22 protein-coding genes are annotated in these 23301 nt (G+C 70.7%); 17 read left to right on the top strand and 5 right to left on the bottom strand.

Annotated elements, in window-relative coordinates; genetic code table 11:
• Positions 1-10: 10 nt before the first annotated feature.
• Both K0H49_RS10950 and K0H49_RS10955 read right to left on the bottom strand, forming a co-directional pair.
• A complete protein-coding gene (locus tag K0H49_RS10950; RefSeq protein WP_219211977.1) occupies positions 11-865 on the bottom strand; it encodes an NADPH-dependent oxidoreductase in 855 nt (284 codons plus the stop codon).
• Between the two features lie 31 nt (positions 866-896).
• Positions 897-1562 carry a carboxylesterase family protein gene (locus K0H49_RS10955; RefSeq protein ID WP_219211979.1) on the bottom strand — a complete coding sequence of 222 codons (666 nt, stop codon included), beginning with the start codon at positions 1560-1562 and terminating at the stop codon, positions 897-899.
• A 253-nt stretch (positions 1563-1815) separates the two neighbouring features.
• Between K0H49_RS10955 and K0H49_RS10960 the strand changes: the two genes are divergently transcribed.
• From K0H49_RS10960 to K0H49_RS10995, 8 genes are all read left to right on the top strand, one after another.
• Positions 1816-2784 carry an AraC family transcriptional regulator gene (locus K0H49_RS10960; RefSeq protein ID WP_219213221.1) on the top strand — a complete coding sequence of 323 codons (969 nt, stop codon included), beginning with the start codon at positions 1816-1818 and terminating at the stop codon, positions 2782-2784.
• Between the two features lie 73 nt (positions 2785-2857).
• Complete coding sequence (locus tag K0H49_RS10965; protein WP_219211980.1) at positions 2858-3442, top strand: carboxymuconolactone decarboxylase family protein; 585 nt, start codon at positions 2858-2860, stop codon at positions 3440-3442.
• On the top strand, positions 3432-4517 hold the full coding sequence (locus K0H49_RS10970; RefSeq protein WP_219211981.1) for an acyl-CoA dehydrogenase family protein: 1086 nt from the start codon (positions 3432-3434) through the stop codon (positions 4515-4517). Before K0H49_RS10965 ends, K0H49_RS10970 begins: the two co-directional genes overlap by 11 nt.
• On the top strand, positions 4514-5317 hold the full coding sequence (locus K0H49_RS10975; protein ID WP_219211982.1) for an ABC transporter ATP-binding protein: 804 nt from the start codon (positions 4514-4516) through the stop codon (positions 5315-5317). Before K0H49_RS10970 ends, K0H49_RS10975 begins: the two co-directional genes overlap by 4 nt.
• A 52-nt stretch (positions 5318-5369) precedes the next feature.
• Positions 5370-6620, top strand: a complete 1251-nt coding sequence (locus tag K0H49_RS10980) for an ABC transporter substrate-binding protein (protein WP_219211983.1) — start codon at positions 5370-5372, stop codon at positions 6618-6620.
• 2 nt (positions 6621-6622) lie between these two features.
• On the top strand, positions 6623-7369 hold the full coding sequence (locus K0H49_RS10985; RefSeq protein WP_374122333.1) for an ABC transporter permease: 747 nt from the start codon (positions 6623-6625) through the stop codon (positions 7367-7369).
• Positions 7370-7459: 90 nt separating this feature from the next.
• Complete coding sequence (locus K0H49_RS10990) at positions 7460-8254, top strand: NAD(P)H-dependent oxidoreductase subunit E (RefSeq protein WP_219211984.1); 795 nt, start codon at positions 7460-7462, stop codon at positions 8252-8254.
• Positions 8255-8410: 156 nt separating this feature from the next.
• Complete coding sequence (locus K0H49_RS10995; RefSeq protein ID WP_219211986.1) at positions 8411-8962, top strand: GNAT family N-acetyltransferase; 552 nt, start codon at positions 8411-8413, stop codon at positions 8960-8962.
• A 60-nt stretch (positions 8963-9022) separates the two neighbouring features.
• Here the strand turns inward: K0H49_RS10995 and K0H49_RS11000 are convergent, their stop codons facing one another.
• On the bottom strand, positions 9023-9964 hold the full coding sequence (locus tag K0H49_RS11000; protein WP_219211988.1) for a LysR family transcriptional regulator: 942 nt from the start codon (positions 9962-9964) through the stop codon (positions 9023-9025).
• A 104-nt stretch (positions 9965-10068) separates the two neighbouring features.
• Between K0H49_RS11000 and uraD the strand changes: the two genes are divergently transcribed.
• The 3 genes from uraD (at position 10069) to K0H49_RS11015 (ending at position 12693) form a co-directional block, all read left to right on the top strand.
• Positions 10069-10626, top strand: a complete 558-nt coding sequence (uraD, locus tag K0H49_RS11005) for a 2-oxo-4-hydroxy-4-carboxy-5-ureidoimidazoline decarboxylase (RefSeq protein ID WP_219211990.1) — start codon at positions 10069-10071, stop codon at positions 10624-10626.
• A gap of 20 nt (positions 10627-10646) precedes the next feature.
• Positions 10647-11627, top strand: coding sequence for a Bug family tripartite tricarboxylate transporter substrate binding protein (locus tag K0H49_RS11010; RefSeq protein WP_219211992.1), 981 nt, complete (start codon positions 10647-10649; stop codon positions 11625-11627).
• Between the two features lie 151 nt (positions 11628-11778).
• On the top strand, positions 11779-12693 hold the full coding sequence (locus K0H49_RS11015) for an alpha/beta fold hydrolase (protein WP_219211994.1): 915 nt from the start codon (positions 11779-11781) through the stop codon (positions 12691-12693).
• On the opposite strand, the gene K0H49_RS11020 is transcribed toward K0H49_RS11015, so the two are convergent.
• Together K0H49_RS11020 and K0H49_RS11025 are read right to left on the bottom strand one after the other, a co-directional pair.
• A complete protein-coding gene (locus K0H49_RS11020; protein ID WP_219211996.1) occupies positions 12687-15038 on the bottom strand; it encodes an acyl-CoA dehydrogenase family protein in 2352 nt (783 codons plus the stop codon). The two genes, K0H49_RS11015 and K0H49_RS11020, sit on opposite strands and share 7 nt — an antisense overlap.
• 6 nt (positions 15039-15044) lie before the next feature.
• Positions 15045-15860 (bottom strand): MetQ/NlpA family ABC transporter substrate-binding protein, encoded by an 816-nt coding sequence (locus K0H49_RS11025; RefSeq protein WP_219211999.1) that lies wholly within the window; start codon positions 15858-15860, stop codon positions 15045-15047.
• Positions 15861-16132: 272 nt separating this feature from the next.
• Between K0H49_RS11025 and K0H49_RS11030 the strand changes: the two genes are divergently transcribed.
• Genes K0H49_RS11030 through K0H49_RS11055 form a run of 6 tightly spaced genes read left to right on the top strand, consistent with a single transcriptional unit; the run spans position 16133 to position 23286 of the window.
• Positions 16133-17752: an ABC transporter substrate-binding protein gene (locus K0H49_RS11030; protein ID WP_219212001.1), complete on the top strand. Its 1620-nt coding sequence runs from the start codon at positions 16133-16135 to the stop codon at positions 17750-17752.
• Positions 17753-17778: 26 nt separating this feature from the next.
• Positions 17779-19422 (top strand): ABC transporter substrate-binding protein, encoded by a 1644-nt coding sequence (locus K0H49_RS11035; protein WP_219212003.1) that lies wholly within the window; start codon positions 17779-17781, stop codon positions 19420-19422.
• A complete protein-coding gene (locus K0H49_RS11040) occupies positions 19419-20429 on the top strand; it encodes an ABC transporter permease (protein ID WP_219212005.1) in 1011 nt (336 codons plus the stop codon). The genes K0H49_RS11035 and K0H49_RS11040 overlap by 4 nt, the downstream gene beginning before the upstream one ends.
• Entirely contained in the window at positions 20426-21328 is a 903-nt protein-coding gene (locus K0H49_RS11045; RefSeq protein WP_219212007.1) for an ABC transporter permease, read from the top strand. Before K0H49_RS11040 ends, K0H49_RS11045 begins: the two co-directional genes overlap by 4 nt.
• A gap of 3 nt (positions 21329-21331) precedes the next feature.
• Complete coding sequence (locus K0H49_RS11050; protein ID WP_219212008.1) at positions 21332-22345, top strand: ABC transporter ATP-binding protein; 1014 nt, start codon at positions 21332-21334, stop codon at positions 22343-22345.
• Positions 22342-23286, top strand: coding sequence for an ABC transporter ATP-binding protein (locus tag K0H49_RS11055; protein WP_219212010.1), 945 nt, complete (start codon positions 22342-22344; stop codon positions 23284-23286). Before K0H49_RS11050 ends, K0H49_RS11055 begins: the two co-directional genes overlap by 4 nt.
• Positions 23287-23301 lie beyond the last annotated feature (15 nt).

Consider the following 23301-nt stretch of genomic DNA (forward strand, 5'->3'; position numbering starts at 1 on the left):
TGCGGGGCCGTCACTTGAGGCCGAAGCCCAAGCCCCGCAGCACCGCGTGCAGCGCGTCGCGTCCGGCCAGCGCCTCGGGGCCGCGCACGCGCTGGGTGGCCTGCTCAGTCCAGTCGCGTTCGGGCAGGCCCTGCTCGCGCTGGAAGCTGCGCAGGCGCTGGTCGTAGGCGGCCAGCGCGGCGGCGCCGCCATCGGGCGCGCCGTACCGTTCGCGGAACAGCACCGCCTCTTGCGGCAGGCGCGGCTTGACCGAGGCCGGCGCGGCCGGGTCCGGGTGGCCGATCGCGAGGCCGAACAGCGCGAAGACGTTCGGCGGCAGGCCGAGCTCGGCCGCGACCTCGGCCGGCTTGTTGCGGATGCCGCCGGTGTAGACCGCCCCCAGTCCCAGCGACTCGAGCGCGACCACCGCGTTCTGCGCGGCCAGCGCGGTGTCGATGGCGCCCAGCAGGAAGGTTTCGAGATAGTCCAGCGCGGCCGACGGCACCGAAAGGACCCGGCCTACTTCTTCCAGCCGGTGCAGGTCGACCAGCCAGAGCAGGAAGACCGGCGCCTGGACGATGTGCTTCTGGTGGCCCGCGAGCGCCGCCAGCCGGGCCTTGCGTTCGGGGTCTTCGACCACCACCACGCTCCAGGGCTGGAGGTTGGACGAGGAGGGGGCCGATTGGGCGGCCGCGACCAGCAGTTCCAGCGTGCCCTCGGGCAGCGGGTCGGGCCGGTAGGCCCGCACCGAGCGGTGGCCGATCAGCGTGTCGAGCGTCTCGTTCCAGGCGGTGGCGGGGTTCAGTGCCGCATCGCGGTAGCGCTCGCTCAGGCGGGTCGCGGAGACGGCGGGGGTGGCTTCGGATGTGGTGATGGAGGTGGTCATGTCGGTATTTCGAGCTGAGCGGATGCAGGGGTCACGCGGCGCGGTCCGGCGGCGTGGTGGCCGTGCGCCTGCGCGCCAGCAGCCAGCCTTCCAGCTCCGGATCGGCGAAGGCCCGGTCGGCGATGAAGTGGTCGCCTTCCGGATAGAGGGTGTACGCCACGGGGTTGCCCTGCAGGCGCAGCGCCTCGACGTGGGCCTCGATCGCCGCGGCCGGCAGCTTGTCGTCGCTGCCGCCATGGAAGATGCGCACGGGCAGGCCGCGCAGGTCCTGTGGTCGAGCGGTTTCCGGCACCCGGCCCGACACCGCGACCAGGCCGGCGAAGCGGCCGGGATGGCGTGCCGCGATCTCCCACGCGCCCGCCGCGCCCAGGCTGAAGCCCGCGATCAGCACGCGCGCAGGGTCGACCGTGCCCGAGGCGGCCAGCGCGTCGACCAGCGACAGCAGATCGTCGGCGCGCTCGGGCCAGGTCGCGGCTTCGGGCAGCTGGGGCGCGATGAAGTGATAGGGCAGGCCGGCCGATTCGGCGACGAGGCGTGGCGGCGCCCAGCGCAGCAGCAGGTCGAGGTCATGGCCGCGATCGCGCGCGCCATGCAGGAAGAGCAGCGCGGGCGCGGGCTTGGGTGCGGTAGTGCGCGCCAGCAGGTAGGGCAGCGGGCCGCGCGAGGTCAGCCAGGTGTTGCGTTCGAGGGTGCTCAAGGGAGTCTCTGGAAAGATGTGGACGAGGGTGTGCAGAGCGCGTGAGAAGGACAGGGTTGCAGATTTCGGGCCAGCGCCGCACCCGCTTGCGGCGGGCCCATCTGCTGTGCCGCGAGCAGTGGACGCAGTGGCGTTGCTGCCTTGCCAGCATGCACTGCTGCCACATGTCGCCGCGGCATAAGCTCAAGCGAAAAGCTTCGTTGGCCTGGCGCGCCGCCGGCGCCACACTCGCGCGATGAATTCCGGGCACGACATGCGGCAGGCGCCTGCGCGCGACAGCGACAGCGACCACCAGGGCCAGACCGACCGCGTGGTGGACTGGCTGCTCGACGGCCTCGAATGGCAGGCCAGCGTGTTCCACGTCGGCCAGTACTGCGGCCGCTGGCGCGCCTCGACCGCCGGCCGGGCCCGCGCGAGCTTCCACCTGATCCTCGACGGCCGCTGCTGGCTGCACCGGCCTGGGCTCGCGTCGGTGGCGCTGACGCCGCGCGACGGCGTCTTCCTGATGCGCGACGTGCCGCATTTCCTCTCGCCCTACAGCGATCCGGCCATCGACTGCGCGCCGCGCGCGATGCAGCCGCTGTCGTCTGCCGCTGCGCTCGGCGAGACCGGCCTGGCCTGCGGCTTCTTCTCCTTCGACGGGCCCTTCCGCGCGCTGGTGACGGATGCCTTTCCCGACTGCCTGCTGTTGCGAGCCGACGACCGCACCAACGCCTCGGCCGCGACCCTGTTCGACCTGATGCGCAGCGAAGCGCACCGCACGGGTTCGGAACCCTCGGCGCTGATGGACCGGCTGGCCGGCCTGCTGTTCTTCTACGGCCTGCGCCACGTCTCGCACGGCGAGGCGCAGGCGCGCGGGCTTTGGGCGCTGCTGCGACGCCCGGGCTTCGCGCCGCTGGTGTCGCAGCTGCTGCAGGCGCCCGAGCAGGCCTGGACCGTCGACGAGATGGCCGCACGCGTGCACCTGTCGCGCGCGGCCTTCTTCCGCCAGTTCGCCGAGGCCTGCGGCCAGTCGCCGCTGCAGTTCTTGCTGTTGCTGCGCATGCAACTCGCGGCGCGGCTGCTCGCGCAGGGTGAGTCGATCGCGCAGGTGGCGCAGGCCGTGGGCTACGAGTCCTATGCGGCGTTCTCGCGGGCCTTCAAGCGTGTGATCGGCGCGCAGCCGGGCGCCTGGCAGCGCGCGCGCATGAACGGGCACAATTCAGAGACGCTCGGTCATTGAGCGTGCGGCGGTCGCGACGAACAATCGTGCATCGCCGGCCCTTTCGGAACCCAGCCCCGAGGAGACAACGTTCATGACCCGCCTGACCCTGCACACCGAGGCCTCGGCACCCGAGGGCAGCCAAGCCTTCGTGGCGCGCGCCGTCGCCAACAACGGCTTCCTGCCCAACCTCATCGGCATCCTGGCCAACTCGCCCTCGGCCCTCGAGACCTACCTCACGGTGGTGCAGATCAACGCGCGTGGCTCGCTCACGCTGGCCGAGCGCGAGGTGGTGCAGATCACCGCGGCCCGGCTGCACGGCTGCGACTTCTGCGTGGCCGGCCACACGGCCGCAGCGCTCAAGCAGGCCAAGCTCGGCACCGGCGCCGTGATCGCGCTGCAGAACGGCGAGGCCACGGGCGATGCGCGCCTCGATGCGCTGCGCGTCTTCACGGAGGCGATCATCGCCACGCGCGGCAATGTCGACGACGTTGCGCTCACCGCCTTCCGCGCCGCCGGCTACTCCGAGGCGCAGGCGCTCGACACCATGCTGGGCGTGAGCCTGGCCACGCTGTGCAACTTCGCCAACAGCCTGGCGCGCAGCCCGGTCAACCCGCAGCTGCAGCCCTACCTGCCCGAGAAGCTGCAAGCCGACACCGGAAGCTCCCGTGCGGGCTGAGGCCGTGCGCGACTGGCTGGCCGCGCACGCGGAGGCGCTCGATGCCGACGACTCGCAGGCCGCGCAGGTGGTGCCGCGTCTGGCGGCTGCGGGTCTGTTCCGCTTGGGCGTGCCCAAGGAGTTCGGCGGCGAAGGCGGCATCGACGATGCCGTCGAGGCGATCGCCGGCGTGGCCGAGCAGTCGCTGGCTGCGGCCTTCAGCTTCTGGGGCCAGCGCGCCTTCATCGAGTACCTGCTGCAGTCGCCCAATGCGGCGCTGCGCGAGCGCTGGCTGCCCGCGCTGCTCGACGGCACGCAGGCCGGCGCGACCGGGCTGTCGAACGCGATGAAGTTCCTCGGCGGCATCGAGGCCCTGGCCATCTGGGCCCGGCCGTCGCCTCATGGCGCCGGCTGGCTGCTCGACGGCACGGTGCCCTGGTGCACCAACCTGCGTGCGGACAACTTCGTGACCGCCGTGGCGGTGGCGCGAGAAGACGGCGGCGCGCCGCTGATCGTGGCCCTGCCATCGGACCGCGCGGGCCTCGAACGCAGCCCCGACCTCGACCTGATCGCGCTGCGCGGCAGCAACACCGCCTCCCTGCGCATCGAGGGCCTGGCGATCGACGAGACCGACCTGCTGCATGCCGACGGCAAGCAGTTCCTGCCGCAGGCGCGGCCGGCCTTCCTGGGGCTGCAGTGCGGCATGTCGATCGGCCTGGCGCGGGCCGCGCTCGAGGCCGCGACGCAGCGCAGCGGGGCAGGACGCGAGGTGCTTGAGGCCCCGATCGAAGCGCAGCGCCAGGCGCTGCGCGAGGCGACCGAGGCGCTGCATGCGGGCCTGCTGAGCCTGCGCTTCCTCGCCCACCCGGTCGAGCTGTTCAGGCTGCGGCTCGCGCTGTCGGAGATCGTGCAGCAGGCGGTGCAGCTCGAGCTGCAGGCCAGCGGCGGGCGGGCCTACCACCGCGACCAGGTCTCCAGCTTCGCGCGCCACTGGCGCGAGGCGGCCTTCGTCCCGATCGTGACGCCCAGCGTGACGCAACTGCGGGGCGAACTGCTCAAGCACGACGCCAGGCTTCGGGCCGCCGCGGCCGCATGAACGGGGCGCCGACAGCCCCCGAGGCCGGCGCCGGCGGCCCCGTGCTCGAGGCGCGCGACCTGCGCTTCGGCTACGGCGATGCGCCACTGGTGTTCGACGGCATCTCGCTGCAGGTCGCGCCGCGCGAGATCGTCTGCCTGCTGGGTGGCAGCGGCTGCGGCAAGTCGACCTTGCTGCGCGTGCTCGCGCGGCTCGAGACCGGCCATGGGACGCACACGCGCGGCGAGGTGCGCTTCCTCGGCGCACCGCTGACCGCGCCGCACCCGCGTGCGGCGCTGGTGTTCCAGCAGCCCAGCCTGCTGCCCTGGCTCGATGCCGCGCGCAACGTGGGTTTCGGCCTGGACTTCGCGCGCCAGCCCGCGCAGTCGAAAGCCGCGCTGGCGCAGCGCGTGGCCGAAGCGCTCGAGGCCGTGGGCTTGGCGGGCCAGGAGCGCCGCTATCCCGCGCAGCTCTCGGGCGGCATGGCGCAGCGCGTGGCGCTGGCGCGGGCGCTGGCCCGCGAGCCACAGCTGCTGCTGGCCGACGAACCTTTTTCCGCCCTCGATGCCTTCACCCGCGCGGGCATGCAGGACCTGCTGGTCACGCTGGTGCACCGCTGGCACACGGCCGCGCTGCTGGTGACGCACGACATCGACGAGGCCCTGCGCGTGGGCGACCGCATCCTGCTGATGGGCGGCAGGCCCGGCCGCATCGTGCGCGAATGGCGTGTCGACCGGGGCACGGCCGATCCCGCCGCGCTGCTGGGGCTGCGCCTCGAGATCCTCGTCGCGCTGCAAGCCACCGGCGGTGTGCCCGCATGAGCGTGGCGCCCCTTGCCATTCCGATCCCCTTTCTTCAGAAGGACTCCCTCGCATGAACGATCGCTCCCCCTCCGGCACCGGACGCCCTCTGCACATCTGCGCCTCGTCGGCCTGCGACTGCGGCCTCACGCGGCGCGACATGCTGCGCCTGTCGGCCCTGACCGGGGCGGCCGTCGCCGCGCCCTTCCTGAGCGCGGGCGATGCGCGCGCGCAGGCCTTCAAGGGCGACGACCAGCCGGTGAAGATCGGCTACCTGCCGATCACCGACGCCACGCCGCTGCTGGTGGCGCACGGCCGCGGCCTGTTCGAGAAGGAGGGGCTCAAGGCCGAGGCGCCGCGCCTGTTCCGCTCCTGGGCCCAGATCGTCGAGGCCTTCGTCGCGGGCCAGGTCAACGTGGTGCACCTGCTCACGCCGGCCACGCTGTGGGTGCGCTACGGCGCCAGGTTCCCGGCCAAGATCGTGGCCTGGAACCACATCAACGGCTCGGCGCTCACCGTGCTGCCCGAGATCGGCAAGGTGGCCGACCTCGGCGGGCGCACCGTGGCGATTCCGTTCTGGTATTCGATCCACAACATCCTGCTGCAGGACGTGCTGCGCAAGGAAGGCCTGACCGCGGTCACGCGCGCGCGCGGCGCCACCATCGGCCCCAAGGAAGTCAACCTGGTGGTGCTGGCACCGGCCGAGATGGTGTCGGCGCTGGCTGGCAAGTCGATCGCCGGCTTCATCGTGGCCGAGCCCTTCAACGCCGCGGCCGAGATCGCGGGCGTGGGCAAGGTGCTGCGCTTCTCGGGCGACGTGTGGCGCGACCACGCCTGCTGCGTGACCTTCCTGGCCGAGCGCGACGTGGCCGAGAAGCCCGAGTGGGCGCAGCGCGTGACCAGCGCGCTGGTCAAGGCGCAGCTCTGGACCCGCGACAACCGCCTCGAGACCGCGCAGCTGCTGTCGAATGCGGGCGAGCGCCGCTACACGCCGCACCCGCCGCAGACGCTGGCCAAGGTGCTGGCCGCCACCGACTACGTCGATTACGAGAAGAGCGGCGTGGTGCAGCACAAGGGCTGGGCGCAGCGGCGCATCGATTTCCAGCCCTATCCCTACGCCTCGTACACCGAGCAGTTGGTGCGCGCCATCAAGGCCACCAAGGTCGAGGGCGACACCGCCTTCCTCAATGCGCTCGATCCGAAGTTCGTCGCGGGTGACCTGGTCGACACGCGCTTCGTGCGCAAGGCCATCGAGAGCGTCGGCGGCCCGCAGGTGTTCGGTGTGCCGGCCGACTACGCGCGCCGCGAGACCATCGCCGCCTGACCGTGCTGCGCCGCATCCTGCTGCCGCTGACCGGCATCGCGCTGGCCCTGGGCCTCTGGTGGCTGGGCAGCCAGCTGCTGCTGGCGCGCACACCGGTGGCCGCGGCCTTCGCACCCTGGCCTTCGTTGCAGGCGCTGGCCCATCTGCTCGGGGGTGCCGACATCTGGCACCACACGCTGCTGAGCCTGCAGCGCGTGGGCGTCGGGCTGCTGCTGGCCTTCGTGCTGGGCGTGCCGCTGGGCGTGCTCACCGGCCTGTCGCGCGGCTTCGCGCAGGCCAGCACGCCGGTGTTCCAGTTCCTGCGCATGATCTCGCCGCTGTCGTGGATGCCGATCGCGGTGATGGTGCTGGGCGTGGGCGATGCGCCGGTGTATTTCCTGCTCGCCTTCGCGGCGGTCTGGCCGATCCTGCTGAGCACCGCGGCCGGCGTGGCGCAGCTCGACGCCAACTGGCTGCTGCTCGCGCGCAGCCTCTCGGCCACGCGGCGCGAGACGGTGCTGCACGTGATCCTGCCCGGCATCACGGCGCAGATCCTGACCGGTGTGCGCCTGTCCATCGGCATCATCTGGATCGTGCTGGTGCCCGCCGAGATGCTGGGCGTGTCGGCCGGCCTGGGCTACTTCATCCTCGACACGCGCGACCGGCTGGCGTATTCGGAACTCATGGCCGCGATCCTGCTGATCGGCGCGCTGGGCTACCTGCTCGATCACCTGGCGCGCTGGTTGCATGCGCGGTGGCTGCACGCGTAGCGAGGGCCTTTGCCGGAGGCGATGCAGCGATGGCTGCATAGAATCCGCACCCTCGGTGCATCGCAATGCCGGGCCACTCGTGAAAGCGCCATGCCATTTCCTGAACCTTCGAACAGCGTGCCGCGCCGTGCCACCGTGCTGCTGGCCAAGTCCTCCATCACCGGCGCAGCCACGCGCGAAATGGAGGATCTCGCGGGCCGGCTGCAGGCGGTGGAGGGCGTCGGCCACGTCGTCTTCGCCTTCAGCGAGCAGGGCGCGCCTTCGCTGCGCGAGACCTTGACGGCGCTGGCTGACGCGGGCTTCGACGAAGTCTTCATCCTGCCGCTGCTGCTGCCGATGGAGCCCGGCTTCAGGGTCTGGATCGATCGCGCGGTGCATCGCTGGCAGGCCGAGCACCCGCAGCGCCGCTGGCCGCGCGTGCAGGTCGGCGAGCCGCCCGCCGCACTGGCGGGCATGGACGCGCTGCTGCGCGACATGGCGGCGTCGCAGCCCAGCGATCCGGCGTCCACGCCGGCCTCGGCGCTGCACACGGTCGGCTCGCTGATCCCCGCACAGAAGTACCGGGTGCTGGTCTGCCAGGGCGGCCCCTGCAACAACGCGGGCGCGGCACTGGTCTGGGGCCATCTGCGCAACGAACAGAAGCGGCTCAACCTGCGCACCAGCGGCGAAGGCACGATGAGCGCCAAGACCAGCTGCCTCGGCCCCTGTAACCTCGCGCCGGTGGTGCAGGTGTTTCCGGAGGGCACGTACTACGGTGGGGTCGACGAGGCCGGCATCGACCGGATCGTCAGCGAACACCTGCTGGGCGGCCGGGTGGTGGACGCGCTGGCCTATGCACCGCTGCCGGTGAAGCAGCCGCTACGGGCGCCAACGGAAGCTTCCTGAGCGCTGCTGCGCACCCGCAGGACGAGCCCTCGCCGCGTCCGCGAACCCATGCGTCACAGCCTTTGCCGAGGTGGCGATCCGTGACGTGGGAAGAAGCCGGGAAGCACCCCCGTAGGCACAATCGGCCATCGCCAGTCGTTCCGACCACACCCGCCGATGCACCAGCCATCCCCGACATTCCCCTGCACCATCGAGACCGCGCGCCTCAAGCTGCGTGCTCCGGACCTCTCGGACGCCGAAGCCATGTTCGCCTCGTACACCCAGGACCCGGAGGTGGCCCGCTACATGGTCTGGCAACCGCATGCCTCGCTGGAGGCCACGCGCGATTTCGTCCGAAGCTGCGCAGCGGCGTGGCAGGCGGGCTCGGCGCTGCCGTACATCCTCACTTCGAAGGCGGGCGGTGAGCTCATCGGCATGCTCGAGGCGCGGCCTCTCGGCCACGTCGTGAACATCGGCTATGTGCTCGCACGCAGCCATTGGGGCCAAGGCTTGATGGTCGAGGCCCTCCAGGCGTTCACGGCCATCGCCTTGGATCTGCCAGGTATCTTCCGGGTCGAGGCGACCTGCGACGTGGACAACCGCCCCTCCGCCCGGGCGCTGGAGAAAAGCGGCTTCGTGCGGGAAGGGCGGCTGGCCCGCCACACCGTGCATCCGAACCTCTCCGCGGAGCCCCGGGACTGCTTCATCTACGCGGCTTGCCGACCGTAACGGCAGGCCAGTCGCAGCGATCCGGTCCTCGTCCGATGGCGCGCCCCTGACGCATCGTCATCAGGCTGTGGGCGCACCTTGTCCACGTGCCGCCGCAAGGGCCTGCTGCAGCGCGGCGATGAGCCGCTCGGCCACCAGCTTCACGATCGGGCCGACCGGCTTGGTGGCGTCCACGGCCACGGCGATCTCCTGCGGTTCGACCCCGCGGTCGCGCACCGGGATGAAGACCAGCTGGCCCGAGGCCAGTTCGGGCGCCACGTCCAGTTCGGAGGTGAACACCACATGCTGGCCGCCGAGCGCCAGCTGCTTGACCAGCTGCAGCGAGTTGGTCTCGGTGAAGCGCCGCGGTTCCTTGAACAGCCAGTCGTACTGCGCCTCCAGATAGCGCCGGATCGTCAGCGCCTTGCTCTGCAGCGCGACCGGGTGGGCCATGGCCTCCTGGAAGCTCACCGTCTCGCGCTGCGCCAGCGGGTGCCCGGGTGCCACCACGCAACCCAGCGGCAGCGCGCTCTTCCAGAGCACCAGCAACTCGCGTCGCGGCTTCAGGTTGAAGATGGCGGCCAGGTCGGCCTGGCCGGTCAGCAGCGCGGCCTCGGCATCGTCGGGCGTGGCCAGTTCGATGGACAGGCTGACCAGCGGGTGCTGCGCACCCACCTCCCGCACCAGGGCCGGCATGACGCTGGTGGCGTGGCTGTCCATGGCCACCAGCGACACATGGCCCTGGTGGACGCCCTGGATGCGCCGGATCTCGGCGATCACGCCGCGTTCGTCCTGCCGCCAATGGCGCGCCAGCGTGATCAGCGCATCGCCCGAGGGCGTCAGCCGCATGCCACGCGGCAGCCGCTCGAACAGGGGCACGCCGAGCTCTTCCTCCAGCTGCAGGATCTGCCGGTTGATGGCCGAGGCCGCCACGTGCAGTTCGCGCGCGGCCTTCTGGATGGAGCCCGAGCGCGCCACCTGGTCGGCGTAGCGCAGTCCGGCGGGAACGAGCGAATGGCGCATGGAGGGGCATGGGGCATGCGTGGATCGTGCGTACTGATTTTACGTATGCAGCATTGCAAAAATGGTGATGGCCGGCAATGAATTGCATCCCTACGATGCCTGCCATGAGCACATCCTCCCGCCTCGAACACCTCAACATCTGCGCGCCCGAGGTCTTTTGTGCCGAACTGGCCGGCATCTGGGAGCACGCGCCCTGGGTGACCCGCGGCGTCGTGGACCAGCGCCCCTTCGCGAGCATCGACGCCCTGCACGCGGCGATGGTGGGCGTGGTGGCCGCCCTGGACGAGCCCGGGCGCGTCGCCTTCTACGCCGGGCACCCGGAGCTGGCCGGCGAGGACGCCCGCCGGGGCACGATGACCGATGCGTCCATTGCGGAGCAGGGCACGCTGGCGCTGGCGCGGCTGGACGCCCACGAGGCCGAGCGCTGGCGCGCGCTCAACCAGGCCTACCGCGCACGCTTCGGCTTCCCGTTCATCCTGTGCATTCGTCGCCACACGCGGGACTCGGCCCTGCGGGCCTTCGAGCAGCGCCTGCGCAATGAGCGCGCCACCGAACTGGCCACCGCGCTCGACGAAATTGCCGCCATCACCCGCCTGCGGCTCGACCGCAGCACGACCGATGCTTCCCCCGTGGCCAGCCAGGGCGCGCCCATTCCTTCCTGATCCAACCACCGGAGCGACCCATGAACACTCGACGCAGAATTTCCCTCCTGGCGTGCGCGCTGGGCCTGCTGGCCACGGGGGTCTCCGCCGGCGCCCAGGGCCGCTATCCCGACCGTCCGGTGAAACTCATCGTGGCGCTCCCTGCCGGCGGCGGGGTGGACATCATCGCGCGCCTGGTCGGCCAGAAGCTGGCCGCCGTCACCGGCCAGCCCTTCGTGGTGGACAACCGGGCGGGCGCGTCCGGCCGCATCGGCCTGCCGGTGGTGGCCAAGGCCGCGCCGGACGGCTACACCCTCATGGCGTCGCCGGCCTCCTTCCTGACCACCAACAAGAGCATCTTCAAGGAGCTGCCCTACGACCCGCAGGCCGACTTCGCCCCCATCACCAAGCTGGCCAACCAATCCATGGTGCTGGTGGTCAAGGACAAGCAGAAGTTCTCCAGCGCGGGCGCGCTTCTGGCCGCGGCCAAGGCCGGGCCCGGCAGCCTGAACTACGCCAGCTCGGGCGACGGCAGCCCGCAGCACCTGGCCGCCCTGATGTTCGAGACGCGGGCCCAGGTGCGGATGACCCATGTGCCCTACAAGGGCGGCGCGCTGGCCATCACCGACCTGATGGGCGGCAACGTGGACCTGTTGTTCGCACCGCTGCCCGAGGCGCTGCCCTACCTCAAGTCCGGCAAGCTGACCGCGCTGGCGCTGATGAGCGACAAGCGATCGGCGCTCATCGCCGACGTGCCGACGATGCGTGAAGCGGGCATCCCCCACATGGTCATGCAGACCTGGATCGGCCTGCTGGCGCCGGCCGCCACGCCGCGCCCCCTGGTGGACCAGCTGAACCGCCAGGTGCACGCCATCCTGCAGAGAGAGGACGTGAAGAAGCAGTTGCAGGAGATCGGTATGGACGTGGCGCCCACCACCCCCGAGCAGTTCCAGCAGACCATCGCACAGGAGATCGCGCTGCATGCGGAACTGGTGAAGGCTGCGGGGCTGGTGCCGCAATAGGGGCAGTTGCAACAGCGGGCCTCCTGCGCGGAAGCCGAAGATGCCACGGGCCGCGGCCGGTGCGGTGCCGGCGTTCGAAGTCAGTGGAGAATTCCTGCGGCCGCTGCCACTTTCTCCGGCGCGATACGCGGCCCTCACCAGATCCTTCCTCATGCATTCATTCATCGGCGCCGCGTGCGTCGCCATTGCCCTCATTGCCACGGCACTTCCGGCCTCGGCCGCCGCACCCGCCGATGCACCCGCGGCTGCCGCCCGGGTCGCCGACAGGATCTCGGTGCAGACCGAAGGGCAGGGGCCCGACCTCATCCTGATTCCCGGGCTCGCGTCTGCCAGCGATGTCTGGGCCGACGCGTCGGCGAGCTTGCGGCAGACCCATCGGCTGCATCGGGTGCAGGTCGCGGGCTTCGCCGGCACGGCCGCCGGCGCCAACGCCACGGGCGAGGTCGCGGCGCCCGTGGCCGAAGCCATCGCGCGCTACATCGCGCAGCAACAACTGAAGGCACCCGTCGTCGTGGGCCATTCGCTGGGCGGGGAGGTCGCGCTGATGCTCGCGGCGCGCCATCCCGAGGCCGTCGGCGGGCTGGTGGTGGTCGATGCCTTGCCCTTCTTCAGCCTGTTGTTCGACCCCGCCGCCACCGTGGCAACGTCGACGCCCGGTGCGGCCGTGTTCAGGGATCAGCTGCTGTCGGCACCAAAGGAACAGGCCGACGCGATGCAGGCTGCGTCGGTGGCGCGCCTGGTCAAGACGCCGTCCGCACGCGCGGCGGTCGTGGACGCGGCCATCCGGTCTGACCGCACGACGGTGGCCAACGCGAGCTACGAGCTCATGACCACCGACCTGCGGCCCGAGCTGGCGCGCATCCGCGTGCCGGTTCAAGTGATCTATGCCTGGGACCCGCTCTACGGCGTGCCCGCGCCGGACGTCGACGCACGCTTTCGCGGCGCCTATGCGGGGCTGGCGAAGGCCCGCTTCACGCGCATCGACGACAGCTTCCATTTCGTGATGCTCGACCAACCGCAGCGCTTCGTCGAAGCGCTGCGGACCTCGCTGCAACCGGATCACTGAAAGGTGCCGGGCTCCGGCGGCTGGTCGGAGACGAACCAGCGCCCCACGTTGCGCGTCTTGTACTCGGCCGGGTTGTGCAGCGTGTGGATGCGTGCGTTGCGCCAGAAGCGGTCGAGGCCCAGGGACCGGGTCGCCGCATCGGCGCCCAGCACTTCGAAGATCTCGCTCGTCACTTCGAGCGCGACCTCGCCGGCCAGCACGTTGGCGGCGGCGATCGCGACCGCTGCCTCGCCGCGCTGGGTTGCGGTCAAGGCCTCGCCCTGCGCCACCGCATCGTCGAGCGCGCGCAGCGCACGGTCGGCCAGTGCGGTGGCGGCCAGCGTCTTCACATGGAGCGCGCCGTACTGGCGCTGGATGCCGGGGTCGTCGGCCGGGTACGCGACGCCCGCATGCAGGCGTGTGTGCTCGCGCGCGGCGCGCAGCGCGCCCTGTGCGGTGCCCACGAACACGTTGAGCAGCACGCTCTGCTGCTGCAGCGGCGTGAGCGTGCGGTAGGGCTCTGCCGGCGCGCCGGTGGGGTTGAGCGGCGCGGGGGCGCCCAGCACTTCGCTCTCGTGCACGCGCACGCCGCGGTACGTCACGCGCCCGCTGCCGGTCTGGCGCTGGCCGATGCCGTCCCAGTCGTCCTCGATCACGAGGCCCTCGCGGTCGGCCGGGATCGCGGCGAAGCGGCGGTCGCCGTTCTCGGGGTCTTCCCAGGCGATGGCCAGGAAGTCCGCGACATGCGAGCCCGAGGTGAAGGGCCGGAAGCCGTCGAGCACGAACCATTCGCCCTCGCGCCGGCCGAACAGGCTCTTGGAAAAACTGTTGGCGGTGTTGCCCCAGAACCAGTTGCCCTCGGTCGAGCGGCGCCAGAGTTCGCGCGCCTTCTCGGGCTCCTGGCGCAGGCGCGGGCTCAGCAGGCTGCTGCCGTGGTAGCCGAACAGATGGCCCAGCGAACCGTCGACCTGCGCGAAGGTGCGCGTGATGCGCAAGGTGGTGGACCAGGGCTCGCCCTCGCCGCCGTGCTCGCGCGGCAGCAGCAGCGCGAGCAGGCGGTGCTGCTTGAGCAGGCGGATCTGTTCGGCCGGCCGGCCGCCGGCCTGGTCGCGTTCGATCGCGTCCTGTGCGAACAGCGCGCGCAGTTCGACCGCGCGTGCGACGAAGGGGTTGCGGGTGTCGGGCTCGAACAGCGCGGGCGCGCAGTCATGCCCCTCGCCGAGCAGCCATCGACCCAGCGCCTGTTGCCGGTGTTCGACCCGGTCCTGCAGCGTCTGCGTGCGCGTGTTGCGCCAGAAGCGGTCGAAGCCGTTGGCGGTGGTGGCCGAGCGCGCACCCATGACCTCGAAGATCTCACTCGAGACGGCCAGCGCGGTCTCGCCGGCATACAAATTCGCCACGGCGATGATGGCCGCGGCCTCGTCGCGTTGCGCCTCGCCCAGGCCCGGGCCCTGCGCGTAGGCCGCGTCGAGCTGGTCGGCCGCCTGCTCGGCCAGTTCGGTCGCGGCCCACGTGCGGATGGCCAGCTCGCCATATTTGCGCTGTACCCAGGGGTCGTCGGTGTGCCTGGCGACGCCCGAGTGGATCCAGGGGCGCGAGCTGGTGTTGGTGTAGACACTCGCCTCGACCAGCGCGCCTTGTGCGGAACCCAGCGAGACGTTCAGCTGCACGCTCTGCCGCAGCAGCTTGTCCAGCGAGAGGAAGGGCGTCGAGGGCGCATCGGATGCGCCGAGCACCTCGTCGTCGCTCAGGCGAAGGCCCTGCAGGCGCACCGTGGCGTGGCCGCTCTGGCGCTGGCCGATGCTGTCCAGCGCGTGATCGATCACCAGACCTTCACGGTCGGCCGGAAGGCTCGCGAGGAAGCGCTTCCCGCCGATGTCCTGCCATTCGATCAGCAGCCGATCGGCCGCCTGCGCGCCGGAAGCGGTGGGCAGCACGCCGTCGAGCACCCAGCTCTCGCCGTCGCGCCGTGCGCCCGCCAGCGGCTGCCCCGCGTCGGTGGCATGGCCCCAGAGCCATTGGCCTCGAGCCGAGGCCAGCAGCAGCCGGTCGCGCTGCGCGGCCGTGCCGCGCGCCACCAGCGCGTGCAGCGCCACATGGTGCTCACCATAGCGCTGGGCCAGCGAGCCGTCGGTCTTGGCGAGTTCGCGCACGACCCGCAGCACCGAAGGCCACGAGGCGCCCTGGCCGCCGTACGCCACGGGGATCTGCGCCGAGGGCAGGCCGGCGTCGCGCAGCAGCTGGAGCGGTCCGAGCGGCACGCCGCCGGCCTTGTCGCGCGCGATGGCATCCGCATGCAAGGCCGCGCGCAGCGAGGCCGCGGCCGCGACCAGCGGGTCAAAGAGATCGGGATCGAAATGGCCCATCGCGCTTTACTTGACGAAGTAGTCGGGCAGCCGGTAGCCGGCCCAGACCGGATTGGCCTGGAAGACCTTCTGGAACTCGGTCGACTGGTAGGCGCGCACGATGTCCTTGGCATAGGCGCTGTTCTCGTTGCCGCGCTTGACTGCCACCACGTTGACGTAGGGCAGCGTCATGTCCTCGAGCTTGAGGGCCTCGGTGAGCTTGAGGCCGTTGGCGACCGCGAAGTTGCCCTGGATGGCCGCCAGGTCGGTGTCGGCCAGCGCACGCGGCGCCTGGGCCGAATCCAGCGGCACCAGGCGCAGGCGCTTGGGGTTGGCCGTGATGTCGCGCTCGGAGACGTTCAGCGGGCTCACGCCCGGCTTGAGCTGCACCCAGCCCAGGCCCGCGAGGATGTTCAGTGCGCGCGCCGCATTCACCGGGTCGGCCGGCAGCGTGACGGTGGCGCCGTCGGGCACCGCGGCCAGCGTCTTGTAGCGCTGCGAATACAGGCCCATCGGCGGCGTGGGCACGTGGACGATAGGCACCAGGTTGAAGCCCTGCTGCTGGTTGGTGGCGTTCAGGTAGAGCGTGTGCTGGAAGATGTTGGCGTCGATCTGACCGCGCTCGACCGCGTCGTTGGGCTGCACGCCCTGGCTGAACTCCACGTACTTGATGCTGTAGCCCTGCTGCTGGAGCAGCGGCTCGATGCCCTTGGCGAAGGCGTCGCGGTAGGGGCCGGGCATGAAGCCGATGCGCAGGTCCGCGGCCTGGGCGGCGCCGGCGAGCAGGAAGGAGAGCAGGGCGAAGCCGAGGCGGGTGCGGCCGCGTGAGGGGAAGGAAGGCATGGGAACTCCGGCGGGGCAGGGGCGACTGAAGCGCGTGAAAGAGAGAAGCGAAGGCCGGCGTGTGGGCGGGCCGCGTAGGCACTCTAAGAGCGCGGTCCGCGCGCGGCGAAGGAAGATTTCCGCGCTTGCTTATGCAGGGCGGCGCGCATATCGATCCTCGTTTTTCTCGCTTGGGCGCGGCGCATGCGGCCCCTAACCTCCCGGGCTTTCCTGTTCGCTGTTCCCGTGGGCTTCGCACCCGGCACTCAGTCCTTTCCCGGAGATTTCGACCCATGGTTTCTTCATTGAACCGACGCCTGCTGCTGCAGGGCGGCATGGCCGCGGCCACCTTGCCCTGGCTGGCCACCAGCGATGCGCAGCAGCCGGCCGCCGACGGCGCCCAGCGCGGCGGCACGCTGGTGATCTCGCTGGCCCCCGAGCCCTCGATCCTGTCGGCGGCCTTCCTCACGACGATGCAGGTCACGATGATCGCGGGCAAGATCAGCGAAGGCCTGGTCTGGTTCGACGACAAGCTGCAGCCGCAGCCCGAGCTGGCCGAGTCGTGGGCCTTCGCGCCCGACGGCCTGTCGCTCACGCTGCGCCTGCGCCGCGGCGTGAAGTGGCACGACGGCCGCGACTTCACCTCGGCCGACGTGGCCTTCTCGCTGCTCAACATCTGGCAGAAGATCCATCCGGGTGGCCGGCTGGCCTATGCGTCGGTGCAGGCCGTGGACACGCCCGATCCGCACACCGCGATCCTGCGGCTGTCGCGGCCCACGCCCTACCTGCTGAGCTTCCTCAACGCCTACGGCGCGCAGGTGGTGCCCAGGCACTTGTACGAAGGCACGGACCTGCTCAAGAACCCGGCCAACGTGGCGCCGATCGGCACCGGCCCCTTCCGCTTCAAGGAATGGGTGCGCGGCAGCCACATCACGCTCGAGCGCAACCCCGACTACTGGCGCGCGGGCCTGCCCTACCTCGACGGCGTGGTGTTCAAGTTCATCCCCGACGCCGCCGCGCGCTCGGTCGCGCTGGCCTCGGGCGAAGTGCATGTGGCGCTGGCGTCGAACATCCCGGTGTCCAACCTCAACCAGTTCTCGGACAAGAAGAAGTACCGCATCAACACCACCGACGGCGCCTACCTCGCGTCGATCCAGCTGGCCGCGGTCAACGTGCGCAAGCCCGCGCTGGCCGACAAGCGCGTGCGCCAGGCGCTGATGTATGCGCTGGACCGGGAAGCGTTGCTGCGCGTGGTGTACCGGGGCTACGGCAAGGTCGCGACCAGCGCGATTCCCTCGACCGTGCCGGCCTTCCACAGCGCCAAGGGGCGCCAGTACCCGCACGATCCGAAGCAGGCCGAAGCGCTGCTCGACGCGGCCGGGCTGACGCGCAAGGCCGATGGCAAGCGCCTCAAGCTCACGCTCGACTACGGCAGCGGCTCGCTCGAGGCCACGCGCACCGGCGAGTTCATGAAGCAGGCCTATGGCCGCGTGGGCATCGACCTGGAACTGCGTGCGTCCGACGCCGGCGTGTACCTGCGGCGCGTGTTCACCGACGGCGACTACGACCTGTTCCTCACCAGCCTGCACAACCTGCCGGACCCGAGCCTGGGTGTGCAGCGCTGGTACTGGAGCAAGAACATCGCCAAGGGCGTGCCGTGGAGCAACGGCTCCGGCTACGCCAACCCCGAACTCGACCGCGTGATGGAGGCGGCCGCGGTCGAACTCGACCCGGCCAAGCGCCGCGCGCTGATCGACCAGTGGCAGGCCATCGTGCAGGAAGAGGTGCCGATCCTCGACCTGGTCGAGCTCGACTGGACCACCGTCTCGAGCACCCGCTACCGCAAGGTGCGTTCGCAGGGCGACGGCCTCTACGCTTCGCTGGCCGACGCTTACCTGGCTTCGGCCGACTGATTCCTCTTCTTTCTTCCATCGATCCCATGCATTCCAACCGACGCCACTTCATCCACACCGGCACCGCGCTGGGCGCGCTCCTCGTGGCAGGCAGCCTGGCCGTGCCTTCGGCCTTCGCCCAGACGGTCGGCACGAAGCCGGTGCGCGGCGGCATCCTCAATGTGGCGGTGTCGCCCGAGCCCACGCTGCTGACCTCGGCCTTCATCACCACCATGAACATCGGCCAGGTGTCGAGCAAGGTGCTCGAAGGCCTGGTCAGCTACGACCTCAAGCTGCAGCCGGTGCCCGAACTGGCCACTTCGTGGGAGGTCGCGCCCGACGGGCTGACCGTGACCTTCCACCTGCGCAAGGGCGTGAGGTGGCACGACGGCAAGGACTTCTCCGCGGCCGACGTGAAGTACACGCTGCTGGAAGTCTGGAAGCCGCTGCACCCCTTCGGCCGCGCGGCCTTCGCCAACGTGACGGCGGTGGACACGCCCGACCCGCACACCGTGATCGTGCGCCTGTCCTCGCCCGCGCCCTACCTGCTCAACTACATCAACACCTACGGTGCGCAGGTGTTGCCCAAGCACCTCTACGAAGGCACCGACGTGCTCAAGAACCCGGCGAACAACGCGCCGGTGGGCACGGGACCCTTCGTGTTCAAGGAATGGGTCAAGGGCAGCCATGTGCGGCTGGAGCGCAACCCGAACTACTGGGGGCGCGGCCCGGGCGGCGAGCCGCAGCCCTACCTCGACGGCGTGGTGTTCAAGTTCATCCCCGATGCCGCGGCGCGCACCGTGGCGCTGGAAGCCGGCGAGCTCGACGTGGCGCTGGGTTCGAGCATCCCGCTGTCCAACCTCAACAAGTTCAGCGACAAGAGCAAGTACACGATCAACCTCGACGACGGCCGCTACCTCGCGACCATCTTCCTCACGCAGTTCAACGTGCGCCGGCCCGCGCTGTCGGACAAGCGCGTGCGCCAGGCCTTCGCGCACGCGATCGACCGCAATGCGCTGCTCAAGGTGGTGTTCCTGGGCTACGGCAAGCCGGCCACCGGGCCCGTGCCCTCGTCGGTCGTCAACTACTACGCCCCGGAAACGCGCCAGTACCCCTTCGACCTCAAGAAGGCGGCCGCGCTGCTCGACGAGGCCGGTCTCAAGCCGGGCAAGGACGGCAAGCGCCTGAAGATCACGCTGGACTTCGATGCCGGCGGCGGCGTGACGGCCTCGCGCCCGGCCGAGTTCATCAAGCAGTCGCTGGCGCGCGTGGGCGTCGACGTGGAACTGCGCGCGGGCGACACCGCCACTTACCTGCGCCGCATCTTCAACGACCAGGACTACGACCTGATGATCTCCAGCCTGCACCGGCTGCCCGACCCGACGCTGGGCGTGCAGCGGCTGTTCTGGACCAAGAACATCGTCAAGGGTTCACCCTGGACCAACGGTTCGGGCTACTCCAACCCCGAACTCGACCGCATCATGGAAGCCGCGGGCGGCGAGGCCGACGTGGGCAAGCGCAAGGCGCTGATCAAGCAGTGGCAGCAGATCGTGCAGGAAGACCTGCCGGTGCTCGACCTGGTCGAGCAGACCTGGGTCACGGTCGCCACCGCGCGCCTGCACAAGCAGGTGCTGCAGGGCGACGGCCTGTTCGCCTCCTACGGCGACGCCTGGCTCGACGCCAAGAAATGAGCCTGCGCCTCGCGTCCCCGCTCTGGGGCTTCCTGAAGAAGCGGCTGCTGCAGGTGCTGCCCGTGGTGTTCGGCATCGCACTGCTCAACTTCATGATCCTGCAGGTCGCGCCGGGCGACGTGGTGGACGTGATGGCGGGCGAGGCCGGCGCCGCCACGCCCGAGTACATGGCACAGCTGCGCGCGAGCTTCGGGCTCGACCAGCCGCTGTACCTGCAGCTGGGCCACTACCTCTGGAACATCGTCACGCTGGACCTGGGTTTCTCCTTTCGCCAGAACATGCCGGTGTTCGACCTCGTGATCGACCGGCTGCCCGCCACGCTGCTGCTGATGGTCGCGGCCATCGCGATCGCGCTGGTGCTGGGCGTCACGCTGGGCGTGCTGTCTGCGCTGCGGGTCCACACCTGGGTCGACAACCTCAGTTCGCTGTTCGTGCTGGCCGCCTACGCGATGCCGACCTTCTGGCTGGGCCTGATGGCGATCGTGCTGTTCTCGGCCCGGCTGGGCTGGCTGCCTTCGGGCGGCATGGTCGACATCAGTGCCAGCCACACGGGGCTGGCCTGGGTGCTCGACGTGGCGCGCCACGCGATCCTGCCTTCGGTCACGCTCGCGACCTTCTACATGGCGGTCTATGCCAAGCTGGTGCGCTCCTCGATGCTGGAGCTCTACGGCGCCGACTTCATCCGCACCGCGCGCGCCAAGGGCGCGGGCGAGACGCGCATCACCATCGTCCACACGCTGCGCAACGCGCTGCTGCCGCTGGTGACCATGCTGGGCTTCCAGATCGCCTCGCTGCTGAGCGGCGCGGTGCTGGTCGAGTCGGTGTTCAGCTGGCCCGGGCTCGGCCGGCTGGCCTTCGAGGCCATCCTGGCGCGCGACTTCAACCTGCTGCTGGGCATCCTGCTGCTGAGCTCGATCCTGGTCACGCTGATCAACATCCTCGTCGACGTGCTCTACGCCTGGCTCGACCCGCGCGTGCAGCTCTCGACCAACGGAGCCCACGCATGAAGCCGGCATTGGTGGCGAGCGCGCCGGCGCAGGCCGTGCGCTACGACGGCGGCCGGCGCGAACGCGCGCTGGGCTTCGCGCGCGAAGTGGCGCGCAACCGGCCCGCGCTGGTCGGGCTGGTGCTGATGCTGCTCGTGGTGGCCGCGGCCACGCTGGGCCGCTGGTGGTTTCCGGGCGATCCGTGGGAGATGGCGGGCTCGCCCATGCTGTGGCCCGGCGAGGACGCGGCCCATCCGCTGGGCACCGACTTCATGGGCCGCGACCTCGCGACCGGGCTGGTGTCGGGGGCGGGCGTGTCCCTGCTGATCGGCCTGGTGAGCACCGTGATCTCCGCCTGCGTGGGCATCACGGTCGGTGCCCTGGCCGGCTACTACCGCGGTCGCGTCGATGCGGTGCTGCTGCGCGTGATCGAGGTGTTCCAGACCGTGCCCAGCTTCGTGCTGGCGGTGGTGCTGGTGGCGCTGTTCAAGCCCTCGGTAACGACCGTGGTGTTCGCGATCGGCATCGTGTCGTGGCCGCCCACGGCGCGGCTGGTCCGCTCGCAGTTCCTGCAGCTGCGCGAGCGCGAGTTCGTGCTGGCGGGCCGCACGGCGGGCATGAGCCATGCGCGGCTGATCCTCACGCAGATCCTGCCCAACGCGCTGCCGCCGGTGGTGGTGGTGTCGACCCTGGCGGTCGCGCATGCGATCCAGACCGAGGCGGCGCTGGCCTTCCTCGGCCTGGGCGACCCCAACGTGATGAGCTGGGGCACGATCATCGGCAGCGGCCGCGAGCAGGTCACCGACGCCTGGTACATCTGCGGCCTGCCGGGCCTGGCCATCGTGGTCACGGTGCTGGCCTTCAACCTGCTGGGCGAAGGGCTCAACGACGCCATGAACCCGCACCTGCGGCGGAGGTGACCCATGGCCCTGCTCGACATTCAAGACCTGCAGACCTGGTTCGACACCCGCGCCGGTGTGGTGAAGGCCGTCGATGGCGTGACGCTCAGCGTCGACCGCGGCGAGACCGTGGCGCTGGTGGGCGAGAGCGGCAGCGGCAAGTCCGTGACCGCCTATTCGATCCTGCGGCTGATCCCGCGCACCCAGGGGCGCATCGCCGGCGGCCGCATCCTGTTCGACGGCACCGACCTCGTGACCCTGCCCGAGGCCGGCATCCGCGCGCTGCGCGGCAACCGCATCTCGATGATCTTCCAGGAGCCGCTGTCGGCGCTCAACCCGGTGCTGAGCATCGGCAGCCAGATCGCCGAGGCGATCCGGCTGCATCGGCCGGTCGACCGCCAGACGGCCTGGTCGCAGGCGGTGCAATTGCTCGACCGCGTGGGCATCCCGATGGCGCGCCGGCGCGCCGACGACTTTCCGCACCAGCTCTCGGGCGGCATGCGCCAGCGCGTGGTGATCGCGATCGCGCTGGCCTGCGAGCCCGAGCTGCTGATCGCCGACGAGCCCACCACCGCGCTCGACGTGACCACGCAGGCCCAGATCCTCGAGCTGCTGCAGGAACTGCAGGCCGAGCGCGGCATGGGCCTGCTGCTGATCACGCACGACCTGGGCGTGGTGGCCGAGGTGGCCGACCGCGCCGCCGTCATGTATGCCGGCCGCGTGGTGGAGCAGGGCACGGTGGCCCAGCTCTTCGATGCGCCCGCGCACCCCTACACCGCGGGGCTGCTGGCCTCGATGGCGTTGGGCGAGCTGGTGCCCGGCAGCCGGCTGCCGGAGATCGCGGGCACCGTGCCCTCGCTGCTCGACATGCCGGCGGGCTGCGCCTTCGCGCCGCGCTGTACGCAGGCGCGCACGGCCTGCGCCGCTTCGCGGCCGTCGCTCGATGCGGTGGGGCAGGGGGAAGCGCATCGCGTGGCCTGCTTCCTCCCGCTCGCGGACCCGGTGGCGTCGCGCGAAGCGCTGAGGGCGGCGGCATGAGCACACCCCTGCTGAAGCTGCGCCAGGCCGTCAAGCACTACGCCACGCAAGCCGGCACCGTGCACGCCCTCGAAGGCGTCGACCTCGAGGTCGGCCGGGGCGAGACGCTCGGCCTGGTCGGCGAGAGCGGCTGCGGCAAGTCGACCGTGGCCCGTGTCGCGATGCGCCTCACGCCGCTGTCGGCGGGCCGCATCGAGTTCGACGGGGAGGACATCACGAAGCGCGAGGGCAAGGCGTTGCAATCGATGCGCGCCCGCCTGCAGATGGTGTTCCAGGACCCGTATGCCTCGCTCAACCCGCGCGTCAACGTGGGCCGTGCGCTGGAAGAGCCGCTGGTGGTACAGCAGCGCGGCAGCGCAGCCGAGCGGCGCGAGCACGTGGCCTGGGCGTTGGCCCGGGTGGGCCTGCGACCCGAGATGGCGGCGCGCTACCCGCACGAGTTCTCGGGCGGGCAGCGCCAGCGCATCGGCATCGCGCGTGCGCTGATGCTGCGGCCTGAGCTGATCGTCTGCGACGAGGCCGTGTCTGCGCTCGACGTGTCGGTGCGCGCGCAGGTGCTGAACCTGCTGCTGGGCTTGCGCGAGGAGTTTGGCGTGTCCTATCTCTTCATCTCGCACGACCTGTCGGTGGTGCGCCACATGTCCGACCGCATCGGCGTGATGTATGCGGGCCAGGTGGTCGAGCAGGGGCCGCGCGAGGCGGTCTGGCACCGGCCGCTGCATCCCTACACGCGCGCGCTGATGTCGGCCATTCCGCGCGCGCGGCCGGGCGCCACGCAGCGGACCCGCACGGTGCTCCAGGGCGACCTGCCCGATCCGCTGCAGCCGCCCGCGGGCTGCCGCTTCCATCCGCGCTGCCCGGAGGCCACCGAGCGCTGCCGCGCCGAGGCGCCGGTGCTGCGCCCGGCCGGTGTCCAATGGGTGGCCTGCCATTTCGCCTGACTCTTTTTCGTCTTC

Source organism: Variovorax boronicumulans (assembly GCF_019352895.1).
Taxonomy (GTDB): Bacteria; Pseudomonadota; Gammaproteobacteria; order Burkholderiales; family Burkholderiaceae_C; genus Variovorax; species Variovorax boronicumulans_A.